21 protein-coding genes and 2 tRNA genes are annotated in these 19,678 nt (G+C 66.1%); 4 read left to right on the top strand and 19 right to left on the bottom strand.

Features of this window, described 5'->3' with window-relative positions:
- Positions 1–2: 2 nt before the first annotated feature.
- Positions 3–2,057 carry a poly-beta-1,6 N-acetyl-D-glucosamine export porin PgaA gene (gene pgaA / locus BLT40_RS06470; RefSeq protein WP_176809120.1) on the bottom strand — a complete coding sequence of 685 codons (2,055 nt, stop codon included), beginning with the start codon at positions 2,055–2,057 and terminating at the stop codon, positions 3–5.
- A gap of 501 nt (positions 2,058–2,558) precedes the next feature.
- Here pgaA and BLT40_RS06465 point away from each other — a divergent pair.
- Entirely contained in the window at positions 2,559–3,440 is an 882-nt protein-coding gene (locus BLT40_RS06465; RefSeq protein WP_090352338.1) for a LysR family transcriptional regulator, read from the top strand.
- Between the two features lie 15 nt (positions 3,441–3,455).
- Here BLT40_RS06465 and BLT40_RS06460 read toward each other — a convergent pair whose 3' ends face one another.
- From BLT40_RS06460 to BLT40_RS06450, 3 genes are read right to left on the bottom strand one after another with little or no spacing between them, the layout of a single operon-like run.
- On the bottom strand, positions 3,456–4,316 hold the full coding sequence (locus tag BLT40_RS06460) for a fructosamine kinase family protein (RefSeq protein ID WP_090352336.1): 861 nt from the start codon (positions 4,314–4,316) through the stop codon (positions 3,456–3,458).
- A complete protein-coding gene (locus tag BLT40_RS06455) occupies positions 4,313–4,801 on the bottom strand; it encodes a low molecular weight protein-tyrosine-phosphatase (protein ID WP_036113687.1) in 489 nt (162 codons plus the stop codon). Before BLT40_RS06455 ends, BLT40_RS06460 begins: the two co-directional genes overlap by 4 nt.
- Before the next feature lie 24 nt (positions 4,802–4,825).
- The gene (locus BLT40_RS06450) at positions 4,826–5,557 is read right to left on the bottom strand and encodes an SDR family NAD(P)-dependent oxidoreductase (RefSeq protein WP_090352333.1); all 732 of its coding nucleotides are present in this window, start codon (positions 5,555–5,557) and stop codon (positions 4,826–4,828) included.
- Between the two features lie 99 nt (positions 5,558–5,656).
- Here BLT40_RS06450 and BLT40_RS06445 point away from each other — a divergent pair, with 99 nt between their 5' ends.
- Positions 5,657–6,055, top strand: a complete 399-nt coding sequence (locus BLT40_RS06445; protein ID WP_090352330.1) for a winged helix-turn-helix transcriptional regulator — start codon at positions 5,657–5,659, stop codon at positions 6,053–6,055.
- 54 nt (positions 6,056–6,109) lie between these two features.
- Here the strand turns inward: BLT40_RS06445 and BLT40_RS06440 are convergent.
- Together BLT40_RS06440 and BLT40_RS06435 are read right to left on the bottom strand one after the other, a co-directional pair.
- Positions 6,110–6,185, bottom strand: a tRNA-Ala gene (locus tag BLT40_RS06440).
- Positions 6,186–6,243: 58 nt separating this feature from the next.
- Positions 6,244–7,371, bottom strand: coding sequence for a ribonuclease D (locus BLT40_RS06435; RefSeq protein ID WP_090352328.1), 1,128 nt, complete (start codon positions 7,369–7,371; stop codon positions 6,244–6,246).
- A gap of 111 nt (positions 7,372–7,482) precedes the next feature.
- On the opposite strand from BLT40_RS06435, the gene BLT40_RS06430 reads away from it, so the two are divergent.
- Together BLT40_RS06430 and BLT40_RS06425 are read left to right on the top strand one after the other, a co-directional pair.
- Entirely contained in the window at positions 7,483–9,438 is a 1,956-nt protein-coding gene (locus BLT40_RS06430) for a formylglycine-generating enzyme family protein (protein WP_079521396.1), read from the top strand.
- A 92-nt stretch (positions 9,439–9,530) separates the two neighbouring features.
- Entirely contained in the window at positions 9,531–9,875 is a 345-nt protein-coding gene (locus tag BLT40_RS06425; RefSeq protein WP_079521395.1) for a hypothetical protein, read from the top strand.
- A gap of 3 nt (positions 9,876–9,878) precedes the next feature.
- Here BLT40_RS06425 and BLT40_RS06420 read toward each other — a convergent pair whose 3' ends face one another.
- The 13 genes from BLT40_RS06420 to BLT40_RS06360 form a co-directional block, all read right to left on the bottom strand.
- A complete protein-coding gene (locus BLT40_RS06420; protein ID WP_090352325.1) occupies positions 9,879–11,195 on the bottom strand; it encodes a methyl-accepting chemotaxis protein in 1,317 nt (438 codons plus the stop codon).
- Between the two features lie 104 nt (positions 11,196–11,299).
- Positions 11,300–11,926: a dTMP kinase gene (gene tmk, locus BLT40_RS06415; protein ID WP_090352323.1), complete on the bottom strand. Its 627-nt coding sequence runs from the start codon at positions 11,924–11,926 to the stop codon at positions 11,300–11,302.
- Between the two features lie 42 nt (positions 11,927–11,968).
- Positions 11,969–12,223 (bottom strand): hypothetical protein, encoded by a 255-nt coding sequence (locus BLT40_RS06410; protein ID WP_079521392.1) that lies wholly within the window; start codon positions 12,221–12,223, stop codon positions 11,969–11,971.
- Between the two features lie 333 nt (positions 12,224–12,556).
- A tRNA-Leu gene (locus tag BLT40_RS06405) sits at positions 12,557–12,643 on the bottom strand.
- A gap of 23 nt (positions 12,644–12,666) precedes the next feature.
- The gene (locus BLT40_RS06400) at positions 12,667–13,245 is read right to left on the bottom strand and encodes a cysteine dioxygenase family protein (RefSeq protein ID WP_079521391.1); all 579 of its coding nucleotides are present in this window, start codon (positions 13,243–13,245) and stop codon (positions 12,667–12,669) included.
- Positions 13,246–13,368: 123 nt separating this feature from the next.
- Positions 13,369–14,472: a homoserine O-acetyltransferase MetX gene (locus BLT40_RS06395; RefSeq protein ID WP_079521390.1), complete on the bottom strand. Its 1,104-nt coding sequence runs from the start codon at positions 14,470–14,472 to the stop codon at positions 13,369–13,371.
- Between the two features lie 3 nt (positions 14,473–14,475).
- Entirely contained in the window at positions 14,476–15,147 is a 672-nt protein-coding gene (locus BLT40_RS06390) for a tetratricopeptide repeat protein (RefSeq protein WP_079521389.1), read from the bottom strand.
- The gene (locus BLT40_RS06385) at positions 15,144–15,557 is read right to left on the bottom strand and encodes a cytochrome c-type biogenesis protein (protein ID WP_176167791.1); all 414 of its coding nucleotides are present in this window, start codon (positions 15,555–15,557) and stop codon (positions 15,144–15,146) included. The genes BLT40_RS06390 and BLT40_RS06385 overlap by 4 nt, the downstream gene beginning before the upstream one ends.
- 113 nt (positions 15,558–15,670) lie before the next feature.
- Positions 15,671–16,216, bottom strand: coding sequence for a DsbE family thiol:disulfide interchange protein (locus tag BLT40_RS06380; protein WP_079521388.1), 546 nt, complete (start codon positions 16,214–16,216; stop codon positions 15,671–15,673).
- Positions 16,213–18,177 carry a heme lyase CcmF/NrfE family subunit gene (locus tag BLT40_RS06375; RefSeq protein WP_090352321.1) on the bottom strand — a complete coding sequence of 655 codons (1,965 nt, stop codon included), beginning with the start codon at positions 18,175–18,177 and terminating at the stop codon, positions 16,213–16,215. Before BLT40_RS06375 ends, BLT40_RS06380 begins: the two co-directional genes overlap by 4 nt.
- Complete coding sequence (ccmE, locus tag BLT40_RS06370) at positions 18,174–18,674, bottom strand: cytochrome c maturation protein CcmE (protein WP_051943718.1); 501 nt, start codon at positions 18,672–18,674, stop codon at positions 18,174–18,176. The genes BLT40_RS06375 and ccmE overlap by 4 nt, the downstream gene beginning before the upstream one ends.
- Positions 18,658–18,858, bottom strand: coding sequence for a heme exporter protein CcmD (ccmD, locus tag BLT40_RS06365; protein ID WP_036113652.1), 201 nt, complete (start codon positions 18,856–18,858; stop codon positions 18,658–18,660). Before ccmD ends, ccmE begins: the two co-directional genes overlap by 17 nt.
- On the bottom strand, positions 18,855–19,622 hold the full coding sequence (locus BLT40_RS06360) for a heme ABC transporter permease (RefSeq protein WP_079521385.1): 768 nt from the start codon (positions 19,620–19,622) through the stop codon (positions 18,855–18,857). The genes ccmD and BLT40_RS06360 overlap by 4 nt, the downstream gene beginning before the upstream one ends.
- Positions 19,623–19,678: the final 56 nt, after the last annotated feature.

The following is a 19,678-nucleotide window of genomic DNA, read 5'->3' as shown; positions in this document are numbered from 1 at the left end:
TCTCATTCTCCCCAGTGCATCGTCAGGTCGAGGACGAAGCGGTGTTCGCGTTGACCATCGTAAGGTTGGTTGTGCCAGCCGATTCCCCAGCCCAGCCGGATACCGGCGCGCGGCTGGAACGTCTGACCGTAGCGGATGGTGGCCATCCAGTCGGTGGCGTAGCCCTGTTCGGCGTACTGCCCCACGGCGACGTCGATCCGCTGTGTGACCGCGCGCTCGTAGAACTGACCGAGCAGGTTCTGCAGGCGGCCCGTGATCGCGTAGCTCTTGTCGCGGCGCGGGTTGAAGTAGGGGCGATCGGTCAGGGTGTTCATCGAGCCCCCCAGTTCGATGCCGCCGTCCAGTGCCAGATTGGGAGCGGTGTGCAGTCGCTGGGTCAGCGAGGCGGTCCACGACGTGCGTTTGTTGTCGTCGCTGAAGTTGTCGCGCGACAGACCCAGGCGCGCCTGGGTCAGCTCGCTCGCCCTCCAGGTGACGGCGGTATCCAGCGTCTTTGCTGAAATGCCGTAGTACTGTCCACGCAGCGGCGCGTCGTCGCCCGCGGTGCTGTAATCGGTCGCCCAGGTCCAGTGATCGGTGATCGACCAGTCGAAGCCGGCCTCGAGGGCGGTCTTGCCGACATAACGGTCGGCGGCGGGAAGGGCGCGCACATAAGCCTCGAGACCACGGGCATAGCCGATCACGCCCACGCCGACGCGTGAGCGACGCACGTCGCCTTCGGGCAGGTCGGCGGTCGAGTAGCGGGCCAGTGCCAGCACACGCCAGTGATCGTCGATCAGCGGGCTCGCGGCCGACGCCTGGGTCGTGGCGTCGCGGTCGCCGAAGTCGGGGCTGGAGCCCTTGCCCTGTTCGGTGCTCAGATCGAACTGCCAGCCGCGCTCGCGGTTCCACGACTGCACGGCGCGGGCGACGCGCCCATTGCGGTCGGCCAGGGTCTGCGCGACGCCCAGGTCCTCGTCCACGCTTTCATAATCGTTGAGCACGCGCGCGGCGTCGGCTTCACCGATGTAGGCGCCGACATCGCGGCGGTCGAGCGTGCCGGCGATGTTGAAGTCTTCCTGCGCGCGGCGTGGCCAGCCGCGCGCCAGCTCGACCATGCCGAGCTCGCGACGGATCTGCGAGTTGGCGGGCGCCTCGCGCGACATCGGAAGAAGGCGGTCGTACGCGTCGGCCGGCATGTCGACGTATTCGCGGAGTGTGGCCGCGTTGAGATCGGCATCGACCTTGCGCTGGTTCTGGATCGGCGCACGGATACCGGGCACGCGCGTCCATGTCGGCTCTTTCGCGGCGAGCGCATCGATGGTCCGGATGGCCTTGTCCGTCTGCCCGGATTCCAGGTAGGCGTACATCAGGCCGATGCGTGGTTCGAAATCGGCGGCGCCATAGGGGCCCGGGTCCTTGGCAATGCTGTCTTCGTAAAGGGTTGCGGCTTCCGCCGGCCGGCGCCTGACCAGCAGCGCATCGGCGACGGCGCGCTCGACGTAAGCGGGCAGGGCGACGTTACGCTGGCGAAGCGCGTCGTAACGCGTGACCACCTCGTCCGCGCGACCGGCCTGGTCCAGCGCCACCAGCAGATCCAGCTCCGCGCGCTGGCGCAGGCCCTGGTCCAGCTGGGGATCGTCCGCGAGGCGACGGGCATCGGCCACGGCGCGGTCGGCCTCGGCATAGGGTGCGCGCGGATCGGCGGGCTCGCCGTTAGCCCAGCGGATTTCGTGGGCGATGTGATCGGCGTCCAGATGGACGCGATCGCCCACGCTCTGGGGCGGTTGCAAGCGAGCCGCCAGTTCCCTGGCGCGCGTCGTCGCGCCCATTTCCGTCAATAAAGCGACGTTGAGCGTCTGTGCCTCGCGATCGTCCGGCCAGCGGGCCAGTACCTCCTGGCAGTGCGCCAGGGCGTCGACGCGGTGCCCCGCGCTACGCTCGTCGCGTGCCTTCGCCATCAGTGCGTCGCGTTCGGAAGGCGCGGCGGCGGCCAGGGCCAGAGGCCCGTGCAGAGCCAGCGCCAGCGCGAGGCACAAGCGTGCCCGGGGCACGCGCGCGGTGCGCGGCGGTGTCATCGAATTGATTCCCATCCTGCCAACATGACCTGTATCAGCCCCTGCGAATGTCCATTCCCGGCAAGTGGCGGTGAGCGTTTGAGGCACCGAATCCCGTTCGCGCCGGCGCAGCCTGCCAATGGTAAAGGCAAGCTGCATGCCAAGTGATGCATCAAGTACCGGATCAGCCGGTCGTTCGGCGTCGCGCGTTCAGGTGCACGATGTTCGAGGACACGTCAGCGGAAGCGACGCCGTGATGGCCGTCACCGTCGACGTGACGTACGGCCCGGCCACTGTTTTGGATGCGCACGGCTTCGCCGGTGGTTGCCGACGTGCGTGGGCAGTACGGGGCGACCTTGCAAGTGGAGGGGGGGCCTCGATCGCCTTGCGGAGGCGGGGACTATCGTTATTCCAGGCCGGTCACGTTTCGCGGGCGGGGACGACTAGCAGCCCTTTGCATGAGGCTCGATAATGACCATAAGTTCGCTCGCGCGAATAATCTCTCACGGATAAGAGAATCTTATGATTCAACCGCAATGGCTGGAGACCTTCCGGCAGCTTGCCGACCTCGGTAACTTTACCCGTGTCGCTGAGCGACTGGGTGTCACTCAGGCCGCCATCAGCCAGCACATCCGTCAGCTCGAGGACCGGCTGGGGCCCCTGGTGATTCGCCGGCCCCGAAGCATCGAACTGATGCCAGCCGGCCTCGCCCTACTGGACTACTGCCGTGACGTGGACCGCGCCGACAAGGCGCTGAAGCTGCGCCTGTCGGATGTCGACGCGCTGGAGGGCGAGGTCAGTCTGATTACGCCTGGAAGCATTGGCTTGTCGCTGTATCCGCTATTGCTGGATCTGCAGCAGGCGAATCCGGGGCTTGTCATTCGCCATCGCTTTGCCCCGGACAGCGAAGTTCGCGCGGCGGTGATGGAAAGCCGCTATGAAATCGGTCTGATGAGCCTGCGGCCCGATGACGAATCGCTGGCCGCCGAGCCGTTTACGACTGAGGCGCTGGAACTGGTCGCTCCTGCCGACCGCGATGTGAAGGGTTGGAAGGATCTCGTCCAGATCGGCTTTATTGACCATCCCGACGGTCAGGCGATGGCGACGCGGCTCCTGGCGCGTCAGTTTCCCGGTGCCGGTGGTCTTAAGGGTGTTCCCGTCGCAGGGTTCAGTAATCAGATCGGGCTGATTCTTGAGCCGGTAGCGCGCGGACTTGGCTTCACGGTGATTCCGGAGCATGCGCGTCGTGCGTTTGCGCGGCAGGAGGCTATCCAGGTGGTGCGGGGCACGGATCCTGTCGTCGATACGCTTTGGCTGGTGTGTCGGGCGGAGTGGGCGTTGTCGATGCGGGCGATGCGGGTGGTGACGTATTTGCGCGAACGCCTGGATGCGTCGAGTCGCTGACCGCCCGGCGAAGTATCAGACGCCCAGTTTTCCGAGTGTGCTGTCGAGCGGGGCGAGGTACGAGCCGCCGAACAAGCGCACATGCATCAACAGCGGATACAGCTGGTAGAGGTGCCGCCTCGTCGTCATGAATCTGCGTTCGAGCGGCCTGATCTCGGTATACCCCTTGAAGAACGCCGGCCCGACACTGCCAAACAGCGTCGCCAGCGCAAGGTCGACCTCACCATCACCGCGATAGATGGCCGGATCGATAAAGCAGGCGCCGCCATGCGCGGTCGCCAGCATATTGCCTCCCCACAGATCGCCATGTACGAGCGACGGCTGCACCGCCGGATCGATCCACTCGCCAAGACGCTGGGCCACCTTGTCGATACGGTGACGAAACGACGAAGGCAATTCGCCGGCTTCATCCGCGAGTCCCGCCATATAAAGCAGGCGCCGGTCGCGAAAGAACGCGATCCAATCGTGATCGAACGTATTCGGTTGCGGGATGCTGCCCACCACCGTGTCGTGCCTGTATCCGAACTCATCGCCCACGGGCTGCGCATGCATGGTTGCGATAGCGCGACCGGCGGCGCGCTGCACCTCGTCGTCGAAGCCACGGCCGCCATCGTCGACCCACGCCAGTACGAGTGCATCGTCATCGACCGCCAGCGTCTCGGGCACGGGGAGCCCGGCGGCACGCAAGTCATCGAGCATGCTCGCCTCGAGCGTCAGCGCGACTTGTCCCGGTCGACGGAACTTGGCCATGACGTGGCTGCCATCCTGCCGCTCGACACGAACGCTGCGCGCGATGTCGCCACCGGAGAGCGTATGCAGGCGGGCAGGGCGCTCGCCTAGCAGCTGTCCGAGATGGTCGAGTTCCGAAACGGTCACCGTGCGGCGGGCTCTCGGAGCTTACGAATCACGCCATCGACGCCACGCTCGATCATGTCGAACGCGTGCACGAAATCCTTCGCCGAGCCGTACCACGGATCGGGCACGTCGAGGCCTTTCGGACCGTCCGCATAGTCCATCAGCAGCCCGACCTTGTCCGCCGCGTCGGGTGCGACGCGGCGGAGGGCATCGATGTGTGACCCGGTCATGCCCAGCACGAGGTCGTAGTCCTCGAAGTCCCTGGCGGTGACGCGGCGCGCGCGATGTGTCGGCATGGCGACGCCACGTCGACGCAACTCGGTCAGCGCGCGCGAGTCGGGTGGATTGCCGATCTCTTCACCGCTGACGGCCGCGCTGTCGACGCGGACGTCCCAGCCCAGTTCGGCCGCCTTGTGCATGAGCAGGGCATGGGCGGTGGGCGACCGGCAGATATTGCCGGTGCAGATGAAAAGGACGGAAGGCGTGGTTTTGAGGTCGGAAGTCATCCCATGACCATAAAGCAAAACCGGTCAGACCTGTGTCATGCCGCCGTCGATGCACAGTTCCGCGCCCGCGATGAAGCTGCTCTCGGACGAGGCCAGGAACAACGCCGCCGCAGCGACCTCATCGGGTCTGCCCATACGGCCGAGGGGTATGCGGGCGGTCAGCGTCTCGCGCACCTCATCGGAAGCGGCAGCCATCATGTCGGTGTCGACCGGGCCCGGGCTGAGCGTGTTGACGCGGATGCCGCGGCTGACCAGCTCGGCGGTCCAGGTGCGGGCATACGAGCGCAGCGCCGCCTTGCTTGCGGCGTAGGTGCCGTAGCCATACACGCCGATCGCATCCGCGATGGAGCCGATCAGCACGATGGTGCCGCCCGGGGGCATGTGCGGCACCGCTTTCTGCACGGTGAATGCCGCGGCGCGGACGTTGAGGTCGAAGATGCCGTCGAAGTGCGCTTCGGTGATGTCGTCGACCAGGCTGTATTCGCTGATGCCCGAGTTGACCACGAGGGTGTCGACGCGACCCTTGCGTGCGACGACCGCGGCGAAGACGCGGTCCAGCTGGACGGCGTCGGTAACGTCGGCCTGCACGGCTTCGGCGTTGGCGCCGAGGCCGGCGATGGCGTCATCGAGTGTCGCCTGGCGGCGGCCGACGATGAAGACATAGGCACCTTCGTTGACGAAGCGCTGGGCGATGGCGAGCCCGATCCCGCTGCCACCACCGGTAACGACGGCGATTTTTCCACTGAGTTGCGACATGACGATGCTCCGGAAGGACTTGAAGCATCATGGTATACGGCGTATATCTACGGTCAATTATGCACTTTGAAGTGCGTAGGTATACGCGAGGTTATCTCCATGCCGCCCAGGCTTCCGCTCCCCGACGACGAAGTCGCGCTGATCGACGTGCGCGAAACCAAACCGATCCTCGACCAGATCGCCAACAAGTGGTCGGTGATGATCCTCAGCGTGGTCTGCGAAAACCCCGTGCGATTCAATCAGCTGCTGCGCCGGCTGGAAGGGATCACGCATAAGGCTCTGACCGAGGCGCTGCGACGGCTGGAGCGTAACGGTCTGGTCGCGCGGCGCGTGCTGCCGCTGTCGCCCGTCGCGGTGGAGTACTCGATCACCCCGCTGGGGCGTACGCTGAAGGATCCGTTCGATGCGCTGTGTATCTGGGCCGGCCGACACGGGCAGGCGATGGCGCAGGCGCAGTCGGACTACGACGAACGCCGGCTGGACCACGAGGCCTCGTAAAGCAAAACAGCGCGAGGTGCCGAAGCACCACGCGCTGTTTTGTCGGTATCGGATTGGTGGAGCCTGGGGGGATCGAACCCCCGACCTCGTCATTGCGAACGACGCGCTCTCCCAGCTGAGCTAAGGCCCCACACGAGCCACAAATGTTAGCAGGGGAACAGCGGGTCGCCAAGTCCTTGGCGACGGCGTCAGGTCCGGTCGGGCAACAACGCCGACAACCGGTCGTAAAGCACCTCACGACGCCAGCCTTCCAGCGCCTCGGGCCACAGGCCGCCGCTCATCACGAACTCTTCCATCGAGCGGCGTGCGCAGAGCAGGCCGGGCGGAAGGTCGAGTTGGGTGGCCAGCGTATCGATGGCGCTGCGCATCTCGTTGATGGCGCGCTTGGCGTCGCCCATCGGATGGCCGGTAATTCTCACCGTCGTCTCGATTTCCGTGGCGTCGACCGGAACACGCAACAGGTCGAACAATTCCTGGCGCTGCGCCGAACGCAGGGCGCGCGTCCCACGGACACGCTCGTCGAGTTCGGCGGGCATCTGGGGGATTTTCGACACCAGGTCGAGTGCATGGTTGTCTTCGAGCAGCCAGGAGCGGGGCTTGTCGAGGGCACGTGCGGCGGCTTCACGCCAGCGCAGCACGCGGCGCAGCAGCGCCTGGTTCTCCGGCACCCACTCGCTGGCCGCCTTGAACCCCCGCTGGGGCTGCGGATCGCCCTCGCGCTGGCTGGCGCGGCGCTTCATGCGTGCGCAGTCTTCCGCGTGCCATCCGTCGCGGCCGCGCGCGGCCAGTCGTTCGCTGAGGATCGCGTGGACCGGATGCAGGTGCACCACGTCTAGCGTGGCGTACAACTTCTGTGAGTCGGTCAGAGGCCGCTGCAGCCAGTCGCTGCGTGTCTCGCCCTTGTCCAGCTCGGCGCCGACCAGCTCGGCGACGAGCGCGCGATAGCTGATGCCCAGTCCCATACCGACGAAAGCGGCGGCGATCTGCGTGTCGAACAGGGTGTGCGGGCCATCGGGCAGGCACGGCGCCATGGCTTCCAGGTCTTCGCCCGCGCTGTGCATGACCGTGACGACGGGCTGGTCGGCGAACGTCGGTGCGAGTGCGTCCTCCAGCGGCACGGCAAGCGGATCGATGAGCGCGTAGCGGCCTTCATGCGCAAGCTGGAGCAGGGCGAGCTGAGGATAGAACGTGTTGCGCCGCATGAACTCGGTATCGAGTCCGACGACGGCGGCGGGGGCGATCGGGGCGAGCCATGTGTCGAGAACCTCGCGGTTGTCGATCCAGGGAGCGGTGTGAGCGATGTCGCTCGTTGTCATGCATGCGTCCTTGTTCGGTCAGGGGTCACGTCGACGCATCGTGTTGCCCTGTCGAGCGCGATTCCCTATGGTTGCAACGCACGATAGCAGGCTCGCACGGAACCGCCCACCATGCCCAACACCGAAACCGTCCAGCGACAGCGCGCCATCGGCGGCGCGTTGGGTGTGGCCGTGCTCGGTTTCGCCTTGTTCTATCACTTCTTTCCGCAGCTTCTTCACGTCTCGCCGACGCAGAACACCCCGCGTTCGCCCATGCGCGGCCAGCCGACGACGATGGGTTTCGACCAGCGTCCGCAGGCCGCGACGCCGGCCGTCGTGTCCGAGATCGACGCCGGGCCGCCGATCATGCTGGCGCCCGCGGCGGTCATCGCCGCCCGCCGCCGCGACAAATCGCCCGAGGTACCGTTGCCGGCGCAGAAGAGCCCGGACACGCCCGAGATCACCGCCGCGCTCGACCGGGGTGACAAGGCGTTGGCCGCCGATCGTCTGGTCGGAGGCAAGGACAGCGCGGCCTCGCTATTCGCCGCCGTGCTCAAGGAAAAAGCGGACAGTCAGCGCGCGCTCGCGGGCATGGACGAGGTGCGCGCACGCCTTGCGGCCGAGATCGAGCAGGACATCGCACTGGGCGATGCCGACGCGGCGCGTGAGTCATTGACGGCGCTGAAGGGTCTGCCGGACAGCACCGCCGACGTCGCCCCGCTGCAACAGAAACTCGCCGTGCTGGACAAGGTGCGGCCGCTGCTGGGCAAGGCCGCCGCGCAGTTGCAGGAGGGCAAGGCCGACCTCCCGCACGGCGACAGCGCCCTCGACACCTACCGCGAAGTGCTGCAGCTGGATGCGGACAACGCCGTGGCGGAACAGGGCATTACGCAGGTGCAACGCACCGTGCTGGACAAGGCGCTGGCCGCGGTGGCGCAGAACGACTTTGCGGCGGCGGACACCGCGCTGGCGGAGGCGGCGGCGATCCAGCCGGAATCGCAAGGCCTGCAGGACACCCGTGGCCGCATCGAAGGCATGCGTCGGCAGAGCGCCACGGCGATGCTCGCGCAGGCGCGTTCCGCGCTGGACTCGGGCAATCTCGAACTGGCGCGGCAACTGGCGGACAAGGCTCAGCAGATCAGTGCCGATCTCGCCGGTCTGGATGATTTCAACGAACGGCTGACCAACGCCCGGCTCTATGCGAGCTACAAGCCGGGCCAGGTCTTCGCCGACCGCTTCGTCGACTCGACGGGCCAGGCGCCCGCCATGGTAGTCGTGCCGACCGGCAAGTTCCTCATGGGTTCGCCCGATGGCGAGCGTGGACACGACGCCAACGAAGCGCCGGTGCACGAGGTGCAGATCGACAAGGGCTTCGCCATGGCGCGCAGCGCGGTCACCATCGGTCAGTTCCGCGACTTCGTACGCGCCACCGGTTACGTGCCGCAGTCGCAGTCGCTGCAGGGCGGCAGCGTATACGACGAACAGAGCGGGGGCCTGCGCGATGACGATGCGGCCACCTGGCAGGACGATTACGCAGGCAAACCCGGGCAGGAGCGTCTGCCCGTGATCAACGTCTCCTGGAACGATGCGAAGGCCTACGCGGACTGGCTGTCTCAGCGCACCGGCAAGAAATACCGCCTGGCCAGCGAGGCGGAGTTCGAATACAGCCTGCGTGCCGGCAGCACCTCCCGCTACTGGTGGGGCGACGACACGCCGACGTCACGCGTCGAAAACCTCACGGGCGGGAACGATCGTTCCGGTTCGGGCCGCCGCTGGAGCAACGCCTTCAACGGCTACAAGGATGGCTTCTGGGGGCCGGCGCCGGTGATGAGCTTCACGCCGAACGCGTTCGGCCTGTACGACATGGGCGGAAACGTTTCCGAGTGGGTCGGCGACTGCTGGCACGACAACTACATCCGTGCGCCACGTTCGGCCGATGCCTGGGTCAATCCCGGGTGCGGACGCCGGGTGATCCGCGGCGGCTCCTGGGGCAGCGCGCCGGAGATGGTTCGCTCGGCATACCGGCAGGGCGCCTCGGCGGATCTGCGCAGCGCGCGCGTCGGCTTCCGCATCGTGCGCGAGCTCTGATGCACACTGCCGGATCCGCTTAGCGGATCGCTTGACGCGGCCGTCGTAAAGGAAACAATGCTCCGAGGCGACCTTCGCAAGCGAGGCATCACTTGGCCACTTCCATCATCGTCGGCTACCGACCGTTTCCGGGCCGCACCGACCTGGTCGTATCGATCCTTCACGAGGTCTACGAGGTGATGCAGCGCGCCGGCCTCATTACCGCCAGACGCCCCTGGATCATGCGCAGCGGCGACGGCGACGTGGTCGCCGTGTTCGACATGACCAACGAGTATTCCTACGCGGCCTCCGAGAAAATCCGCGAAGTGAGCATGCTCCGCGCCCGCCTCATGGGGGTCGCGGAACGTGTGCCGCTGTCCGGCCTGCGCGAGAGCAGCGAACCGTACGCCGAGTTCGAGACGACTAACGACTACCCCGCGTCGAACGCGAATGGCTGACCGTCAGCGGTTTCCGTAGACCGCCTCGAGCTGCGAGACGGCGGCGTTGACCCGCTGGATTCCGGAGGACTGGCGCTCGGCGCTTTCACTGATGGCCCCGGTGACCTGGGTGACGTTGCCGATGGCGGCAAGGATTTCTTCCATCGTGTGTCCCGCGGTACCGACCAGGCTCGCTCCTTCGTCCACGCGGCCGCGGGCGTCGCCGATCAGCTGATGAATCTGCTTGGACGCCTCGGCGCTGCGTACCGCGAGCCGGCGCACCTCCTCGGCCACCACGGCGAACGCCTTGCCGCTCTCGCCCGCGCGCGCCGCCTCGATGGCCGCATTGAGCGAGAGCAGGTTGGTCTGGAACGACAGCGAGTCGATCAGCTCGAGGATTTCTTCGATGGAGCGCGTGCCTTCCTGGATGCCGCCCATGGTGCGGACGACATCGCGCATCACCGCTCCGCCGCGCTCGGCCGCATGCCGCGCGCCGCCCGCGAGGGCCTCGGCCTTGCCGGCCTTGTCCGCGTTGTCGACGACCGCGCCCGACAGCGACACGACTTCGCGCTGCAGCGTCTGCGCGGCGAGCGTCTGCGCCGTGATGTCGGTGGCGTACTTGATGATTTTCATCGGTACGCCGTTGAAGTCGAAGATGGGGTTGTAGGTGGCCTGGATCCACACCACGCGCCCGTCGCGACCGAGCCGACGATAGAGCGCGGCGTCGTGACGGCCTTCGCGCAGTCGTGCCCAGAAGGTCTGATATCCGGGCGAGGAGGCTTCGGTCGGATCGACGAACATCCGGTGATGACGACCGATCACTTCGTCACGCGTATAGCCCATGGCGCCAAGGAAGTTGTCGTTGGCCTCGAGGATGGTGCCGTCCAGATCGAATTCGATCGTCGCCTGCGCGCGATCGATCGCCTGGAGACGCCCGTCCATGTCCGCGGCGGTGAGACGCTGAGCGGTGACGTCGGTCGCGTATTTGATGACCCCGATGACATTCCCGTGGCGGTCGGTCAGGGGGTTGTAGGACGACTGCAGCCACACGTCGCCTCCGTCCTTGCGTCGGCGGCGATACAGTCCAGTGTCGCCATGGCCCTCACGAAGGCCGCGCCAGAACGCTTCGTAGGCCGGGCTGTCGGCATCGGCCGGTGTGACGAACAGCCGGTGGTGGACGCCGCGGATCTCGTCCAGGCGATAGCCCATCGTCTGCAGGAACAGGGTGTTGGCGTGACGCACATGGCCGTCGGCGGTGAACTCGACGATCGCCTGAACCTTGTCCAGCGCGGCGAGCTTACCCCGCGACGCGCGGTTTCTGTCGATCCAGTGACGAAGCATGCGATGGCCCGGAAAATGTGATCTCCATCACATCGGCGGGCAAATCGGTTACTTGAGCAAAAGTGACGAAATCGGTTCAGCTGGCATCCATGAAACCGACGATGTCAGGCCCGTTGCTCCCGTTTGGCGGCGATCGCCTCGTAGACATGGCTCAACGCCTGTTCCGCCACGGTGTCGGGAGCCTGCGTCGCGTCGATGACGACCGTATGCGGAAGGTCCAGGTCGCGGAAGATCGAGCGGCAACGGTCGAGGTTGTCCGACGTCTCGAAATGATTCGGTTTGTCGCCGCGCTTACGGATGCGCTCCAGACCTACCCGGGGTTCCAGGTCCAGCAGCAGCAGCAGGTCGGGGCGAGGAGCGAAGGCGTTGGCTTCCAGCAAGGCGCCGGTGTCGAGCCCGGCCGCGCCCTGATAGGCCACATTGGACGGGAAATAGCGGTCGAGGATGACGATCTCGCCACGGGCCAGCGCGGGGCCGATCAGTTCGGCCACGTGCTCTTTCCGGTCGAGAATCAGGAGGCGAAGTTCTTCATCCGCCGTCAGTCGCCCGGTGGACGCGGACGCGCGCATCCGCATGCCCCACTGGCCGGTCGTCGGCTCCTTGCTCAGGGCCACGGGGGTGCCGGCCGGAGCAAGCGTGTCGCGCAACGTATGGGCGAGTGTCGTCTTGCCTGCACCATCGATGCCTTCGATGGCAACGAGCAGGCCACCGGGAATAGGGAGAGGTGCCATGGGCGGGGACTTTACCGGATCGTACCCGGACTTTCACCACCGTCAGGCCCGGCGCGCTACGTCCGCGGCGACGCGAGCGTCACGTGTCAGCAGGTCGAACATACGCTTACCCGGTGCCGTGGCGCTCCAGTAACCGAATTCGTCCTGCGAGGCGAGCCCACGGCGCAGGAGTCGGACGCACGCGGTTTCATTGAGGCTGCTCACGGCAAGGAACGCCGTGGAACACAGTTGCTGGAGCGCGAAACGCGCTTCCGGATCGAGTGTCGGTTCGTGTCGCGTTCTTTCGTCTGTGTGCACGTCATTCCCCCCGTTGATACCCCGTTGGCGATTCTGAAGCTTCCCTCGGTTAAGGCCCTGTGAGCGAATACTTACGTACGCTCCCCCCGCTGGCTGGGCAGGCGTCGTTCTCCGTGCAGTGCGCGCGTCCCCCAGGGCTACCCCGGTCGCAGGTTTGCAGAAGGCTGGCAGCGGCATGACGACAATTTCGGCCACACGATGGACATCCTTCGATGGCTCTTGCGCGTGTTCGACAATGGGCCTCCTCCGCAAGGTAGGTCCGTCACATGGGTGAAGACGAGCGCGCGGGCATGCATAAAAAAACCCGCCACGAGGGCGGGTTTTTGCGAAGCGTGGTGCCGAAAGAGGGACTCGAACCCTCACTGTATCACTACAAACGGATTTTGAGTCCGCCGCGTCTACCGGTTCCGCCATTTCGGCACGGGCCCGGGATTATGCGGGAATCAATGGATCTGGTCGAGACCCAGTTTGCGTTCGGCGCGCTGGTACCAGTCGTCGCCTTCTGGGTTGAAAACGGCGCACTGCGTCATGCGGCCCGAATAGATGTGCAGGCTGACCGCAACCGCGTCCTCGCTGGGATTGCGGATGGTGTGGTATTCGTGCGGCGGGATCAGGCTGCCGGCGGAGCCGGGGCCGGCCTGGATCGAGCCGACCGGGCGGAAGTGGTAGCGCTCCGCCTCGTGGCCCAGCAGCTCGTACTGGACGATTTCGAGCGCGCCGTTCCATACGCCTTCGACGCACCACATGCCGCTGTGGTCGTGGATCAGGGTGCCCTGACCGGGACCCCAGGTCATGGCTACGACGCTGTAACCGTGTTCTTCGCTGCGATAGAGCTCGCGGCGGGCGTAGTGGTCGCCGGCGGTCTCGAAGACGCAGGCGGGCAGGATGACTTCCTGCGAACGGATCAGCCGGCACAGCGCGTTGCGCAGGTTGTCGGTGATCGCCGGTGTGCTCGGCTGCGCGACGGAAGCGTCGATCGCATCGATGAGCTTGCGGCTGCCCTGGAAATCGACCGTGATCATGCGTGGTACCTCTGGAGGCGATGGTGGCGTGGGGACGCCGGGTCGCTTCCGATCATAGCAGGGCAGGGGGATCGGGGGCGTCAGCGACCTGCCGCCGCACCCGGCTGACGTGGGCGCGTGGCGTCAGAGCGAGCCGAGGAAGCCGCCGATGGCCTTGCTGTAGTTGGCGATGTCGACGAGGAAGGCATCGTGGCCCTGGGGCGAGTCCAGCGCGACGAACTCGACCGCCGCGCCCGCGGCTTCCAGCCCTTTGGCGATGGTTTCCTGCTGCTCCAGGGGAAACAGGATGTCCGTGCTCACGCCGATCACCATGGCACGTTCGACCTTGATTCGCCCAAGCCCGCGCATGACGTCACCCTCGCCGTGCTCGGCGATGTCGAACCAGTCGCTGGCGCGCGAGAGGTAAAGGTAGCTGTTCGGGTCGAACTGGCGGTTGAACCTGCGCGCATGACCTTCGAGATACGACTCGACCTGGAACTCGAAGCCGAACGGTTCGTTTTCTTCACGCTGCTCCGCGTCGAGACGGATGCGCGCGAAGCGGCCGTTCCACTCCATCGCGGAGCGATAGGTAATCACACCCAGCTTACGCGCGATGCTCATGCCGTGTTCGGGCCATTCGTCGCCTTCGTATTGTCCGCCCTTCCAGTGCGGATCGAGGCGGATGGCCTCGCGCTGGAGCGAGCGGATGGCGATGGCGAACGGTTGCGCCTGCGGTGCGGTGTCGACGCTGATGTGCGTGCGCACCGAGGCCGGGTGCAGCAGCATGTACGCGAGTGCGCTCATGCCGCCCATCGAGCAGCCGACGAGACAGGCGAGCTGTGAGATACCGAGGCCGGTGATGGCTTCGTGCGCCGCATTCGCCACGTCTTCCAGCGACAGCTCGGGAAACGTCAGGCGGTAGGGTGCGCCGGTGGCGGGATCGACCGACGCGGGGCAGGTCGAGCCTTTATCGCTGCCCAGCGAGTTGACGCAGACGACGAACCAGCGATCGGTATCGAAGGCCTTGCCGGGCCCGATCATGTCCTGCCACCAGCCGGGCGAGGGATCCTCGTCGTTGGATGCCGCGTGCGCACTGGGCGACAAGCCCGTCAGAATGAGGACGGCATTGCCGCGCGACGCATCGAGGGTACCCCACGTCTCGAAGGCGACGCGCGCGCCATGCAGTTCACCGCCCCTCTTCATGCGGAACGGTGAGGACAGCTGGTGGTAGCGACGGGCGTCACCCATGGGTCATTCCTTAGGTTTGCCACCGACGCGCTTGTCGGCTTCGGCGATCTGTTGTGCCACCGCATGCGCCACGTTCGAATCCGGATCCAGCAGCGGCTGCAGTTTTTTCCAGGTGGCCGACGCATCCGCGAAGTGCTCCTGCTGAAATTGCGCGATGCCCAGCAACCACAGTGCCTTCTGGTTCTGCGGATTGTCGGCGACGGCGGCCTGCAGCAGGTCGAACGCGCGTCCGACGATCAGGTGATCGCCACGCACGAGCGAGTCCGCCTCGGCCCAGCCGACCATTGCCGGGCCGTTCTTAGGGTCGGCTTTGAGCGCACCGTCGTAGGCTTCGCGGGCATCCGCCGGCTGCTTCAGCATGGCGTAGGTCTGGCCGAGCAGCAGCCAGCCCTGCGTATCGTCCGGATGCTCTTTCAGTCGCGCCTGCAGCGCGGCGATGGCCTGGCCGACGTCCATTTCCTTCGGTGGCTCGACGCCGCCGAGCGTGGCCGGCGTGCCGACCAGCAGGTAGATGCCGGCGCTGCCCAGAGGCACCAGCACGGCCACTGCGACGACGAGCACGAACACGCCCTTCGAGCGCCCGTGTACCCGGCCCTGACGAATGAGCGGCACGAGGATGAGGGCGAGAGCGACGGCGAGCATCGCCCCGGCGGCAAGATAGAACGGAAGGGTCACCAGTCGTCCTCGGTGTCGTTCGCCGGCACGTTGCCGACGGGGTTCTGGCGCGCACGGCGGCGTACCTGGATGGCCACGACGAGGCCACCCAGGGCAAGCACGATCAGCGGACCGAACCAGAGCAGCCAGGTCTTCGGTTCCACCGGTGGCTTGTACAGCACGAAATCCGAGTAGCGGTCGACCAGATACGCCTTGATCTCGGCGTCGCTCCGGCCTGCCTGCATCATTTCGAAAATCTGACGGCGCAGGTCGTGGGCGATCGGCGCGTTGGAATCCGCCAGGGTTTCGTTCTGGCACATCGGGCAGCGCAGTTCGGCGCTGAGATGCTGGAAGCGAAGTTCTTCGGCGTGGTCGCGGAAGGGCAGCGGCTGGATGGCCTGGGCGATCGAGAGCAGCGGCAGGAGAAGCATGAAGGCAATCGCGAGGAGCTGTCGCGCGCGGGGCGCGCTCCTACCTTCTGCGGCAGGACCCTGACCGTTACCGGCACGCTGTAGGAGCGCGCCCCGCGCGCGACCGTACCTGCTCACTCGCCACCTTCCTTGGCCAGCGCGGCCAGCGCAGGGCGGAATTCCCTGTGGACCACTTCAGGCGTAATCGGCCCGACATGCTTGTAGCGAATCACACCCTTGCCATCGATGAGGAAGGTTTCCGGCGCGCCATACACGCCGAAATCGATACCTGCGCGCCCGTCACGGTCGGTGATGACGAGGTCGAACGGGTTGCCGTGTTCGCGGAGCCAGTTCATCGCGTCGGACGGTTCGTCCTTGTAGTTCAGGCCAACCAGGCGCAGGCCCAGCGACTTCACCTCGCCCGACAACACCGTATGCTCATGCACGCATTCGATGCACCAGCTGCCGAACACATTGAGGAAATACGGCTTGCCCAGCAGCGAGGCCTTGCCGACCATGCTCATGGGCCGACCCAGTTCGGGCAGCAGGAAGTCCGGCGCTGGTTTGTCGATCAGCGGCGAGACGATCTCGTGCTGATCGTGCTGCGTGTTCCACCAGATGCCGAAGCCGAACAGGCCGCACAGCGCGAGGAACACGAACAAGGGCATCAGGCGACTCATGCGAGCGATTCCTTCGCGGGCACGGGGGCGGTCGCGGCGGCTTTCTTCGAGCGGAAGCGGCGCTCGCCCGCGGCGAGGAATCCGCCAAGCATCATGAACAGGCCGCCGAGCCAGATCCAGCGGACGAACGGCTTGTAGTACAGCCGCAACGCCCAGGCGCCCTCGACATCCGTCGCCTGCATCGGCTCGCCGAGCGCGACGTAGATATCGCGGAACAAGCCCGCGTCGATGGCGGATTCGGTCTGTACCTGGCCGCGCGAATACGTGCGTTTCTGCGGCTTCACGGTCGCCATCGTCGTGCCATCGCGCTGGATGGTGACCGTGCCTTCATCGGCGCGCCAGTTCGGTCCCTGGGTTTCGTGCACACCATCGAAGCGGAACACATAGCCACCGATGGCCTGCGTGTCGCCGGGCGCCATACGTACGTCGCGCTCGACGCTCAGCGACTCCGACAGCATCACGCCGATGATGAAGATGGCGACACCGGTGTGAGCGACCAGCATGCCGGCCATCTCGGCCGGATAGCGACGCCCGCGCGGCATCTCGCGCCAGCGCTTGAGGATGTACGACAGGGTGCCCGCGGCCACCCAGACGGCGCCCGCGATGCCGGCGATCGCACGCAGGTGACCCTGAGCGACGAAGGCGGCGACGATGGCGCAGATCACGGCGGCGAGACCGGCACGCAGGGCGAGCGTCGTCAGCTGACGGCCCTCGGCGCTGCCCCAGCGCAGGTAGGGGCCGAACGGAAGCAGGAGGACCGCGGGCGCCATCAGCGCGATGAACAGAAAACTGAAGTAGGGTGGCCCGACCGAGATGCGGCCGAGATTGAGCGCGTCGCCGATCAGCGGGAACAGTGTGCCCAGCAGCACCATGGCCGCCGCCGTGGTGAACAGCAGGTTGGCGATCATGATGCCGGTCTCGCGCGACAGCGCCGCGAACGGCTTGCCCGTCGCCACCCTGGGCGCGCGGATCGCATACAGCAGCAGCGAGCCGCCGATCACCACGATCAGGAAGCCGAGGATGTACAGGCCGCGACGCGGATCCGAAGCGAACGCATGTACCGAGGTCAGCACACCCGAGCGCACGAGGAAGGTGCCGAGCAGCGACAGCGAAAACGCGAACAACGACAGCAGCACCGTCCATGCGGGGAGTGAGCCCCGCTTCTCGGTCACCGCCTGGGCGTGGATCAGCGCGACGCCGACCAGCCAGGGCATGAAGGACGCGTTCTCGACCGGGTCCCAGAACCACCAGCCGCCCCAGCCCAGCTCGGCGTATGCCCACCAGCTGCCGGCGACGATGCCCATGGTGAGGAAAGCCCACGAGACGTTGGTCCATGGGCGAGCCCAGCGCACCCAGGCCTGCTCGAGCTCGCCACCCAGCAGCGCCGCGATGGAAAACGCGAACGCCACCGAGAAACCCACGTAGCCCATGTAGAGCACGGGCGGGTGGAAGGTCATGCCGGGATCCTGCAGCACCGGGTTGAGGTCGCCGCCGTCGGAAGGCATCGGCAGCTCGCGCAGAAACGGATTCGAGGTAAACAGGATGAAGGCCAGGAAGCCGACGCCGATGAGGCCGAGCACGCCGAGTACGCGGGAGACGAAAGGCGTCGGCAGGTGACGGCTCAGCACCGCCAGCGCGAGCGACCAGACGTTGAGGATGAAGACCCACAGCAGCATCGAGCCTTCGTGCGCGCCCCACACCGCGGTGATGCGGTAGTACCAGGGCAGTGCGAGGTTCGAGTTGTCGGCGACATAGGCCACCGAGAAGTCGTAGACGAGAAACGCGTGGATCAGCACGCCCATCGCCAGGAACACGAACACGGCCTGGCCGGCGGCGGCGGGTCGCGCCACGGCCATCAGCGCGGCGTTGCCACGCCACGCGCCGACGATGGGCAGGATGCCCTGGACCAGCGCCAGCAACAGCGCGAGGACGAGCGCGAACTGGCCAAGCTCCGGAATCATTTCGGCGTACCCGGTGCCGTGGCCTTGTCAGTCATGGCCTGATCGCCCATGCCCTTGTCGTCGATCTTGCGGTTCTCATGCGCCTTGGCCATGGCGTCCTTGAGTTCCTTCGGCATGTAGTTCTCGTCGTGCTTGGCGAGCACTTCGCTGGCGATGAAACGGGCATCGTCCATGCGACCCGTCGCGATGACCGACTGGTTGTCGCGGAACAGGTCCGGCAGGATCCCGGTGTATTCCACCGGCATGGCGCCCTGATCGTCGACGACGATGAAGCTGACCTTCAGGCTGTCCTTCGCGCGCTGGATCGAACCCGCCTTGACCATGCCGCCCAGCCGGAAGCTGCCGTACTGCGTGGCCTGGCCTTGCTGCACCTGGCTCGGGGTAAAGAGATAATTCATGTTTCGCTGCAATGCGAACACGGTCAGACCGACCGCCACGATGGCGGCGGCGATCACCGAGATCACGATGGCGAGGCGACGCTTACGGGTGGGATTCATTACGGGGAGCGGTTCCGGGACGGCGGCGGTTCTCCTGGCGCGCGAGGCGCGCACGGAGATCGCGCAGGTTGCGTCGACGCCTCGCCAGTGGCGCGAGGGTGTCGATCAGAAGGACGAGGAAGAAAACGGCGAGCGAGGTCCAGACGTAGAAGCCGTACTGGCCCATGGCGAGGGCGGCGGTCATGCGGCGTCGTTCCCCGGCGTGTTCAGGGCGAGATCGCGCACCCAGCCCTTGCCGCTTTCCGCAACGATGAAGTCGGCGCGCACGCGTGCGAACAGGCTGGCGACGTAATACAGCTTGGTGGCCGCCATCATCGTCAGCAGGGGCCACAGCATGCTGGCATCGATATGCGAGGGCCCGAGCAGACGCACCGTCGAACCCTGGTGCAGCGTGTTCCACCAGTTCACCGAGAAATGCACGATCGGCACGTTGACCGCGCCGACCAGCACCAGAAACGACGCGGCACGCGCGCCCTGACGCCGGTCCTCGAAGGAGTGATACAGACCGACGATGCCAAGGTAGATGAAAAGCAGCACCAGCTCGGACGTGAGGCGCGCGTCCCAGGTCCACCAGGTGCCCCACATCGGCTTGCCCCAAAGCGAGCCGGTGACCAGCGTGATCAGGGTGAACGCGGCGCCGACGGGGGCGGACTCCATCGCCACGGTTTCGGCGAGCTTGATCCGCCAGACCAGGCCGATGAACGCGGCGACGGCCATCACGCCGTAGATGAAAAGGCTCATCCAGGCGCTGGGTACGTGGATGAAGATGATCCGGTACGCGTCGCCCTGCTGGTAATCGGCCGGCGCGACGAACAGGCCGCCATAGAGCGCCACACCGCCGAGCAGCAGCGCGATGCCCAGCGCCCACGGTCGGACGGCGCCCGCGAAACGGTAGAACACCGGCGGTGAGCTGAGGCGGTGCAGCCAGAGGGGAACCCAGTTAGCCATCGGTCCTCGTTGCCGTTTGGTGCGAGAAGGGGTGAGTCCGGATTCCGGTCCGTACG

It is taken from the genome of Dyella sp. 333MFSha, assembly GCF_900102405.1.
Lineage (GTDB): Bacteria > Pseudomonadota > Gammaproteobacteria > Xanthomonadales > Rhodanobacteraceae > Luteibacter > Luteibacter mycovicinus.
The sequence above is the reverse complement of the archived record's forward strand: the minus strand, read 5'-3'. Positions and strand labels throughout refer to the sequence as shown.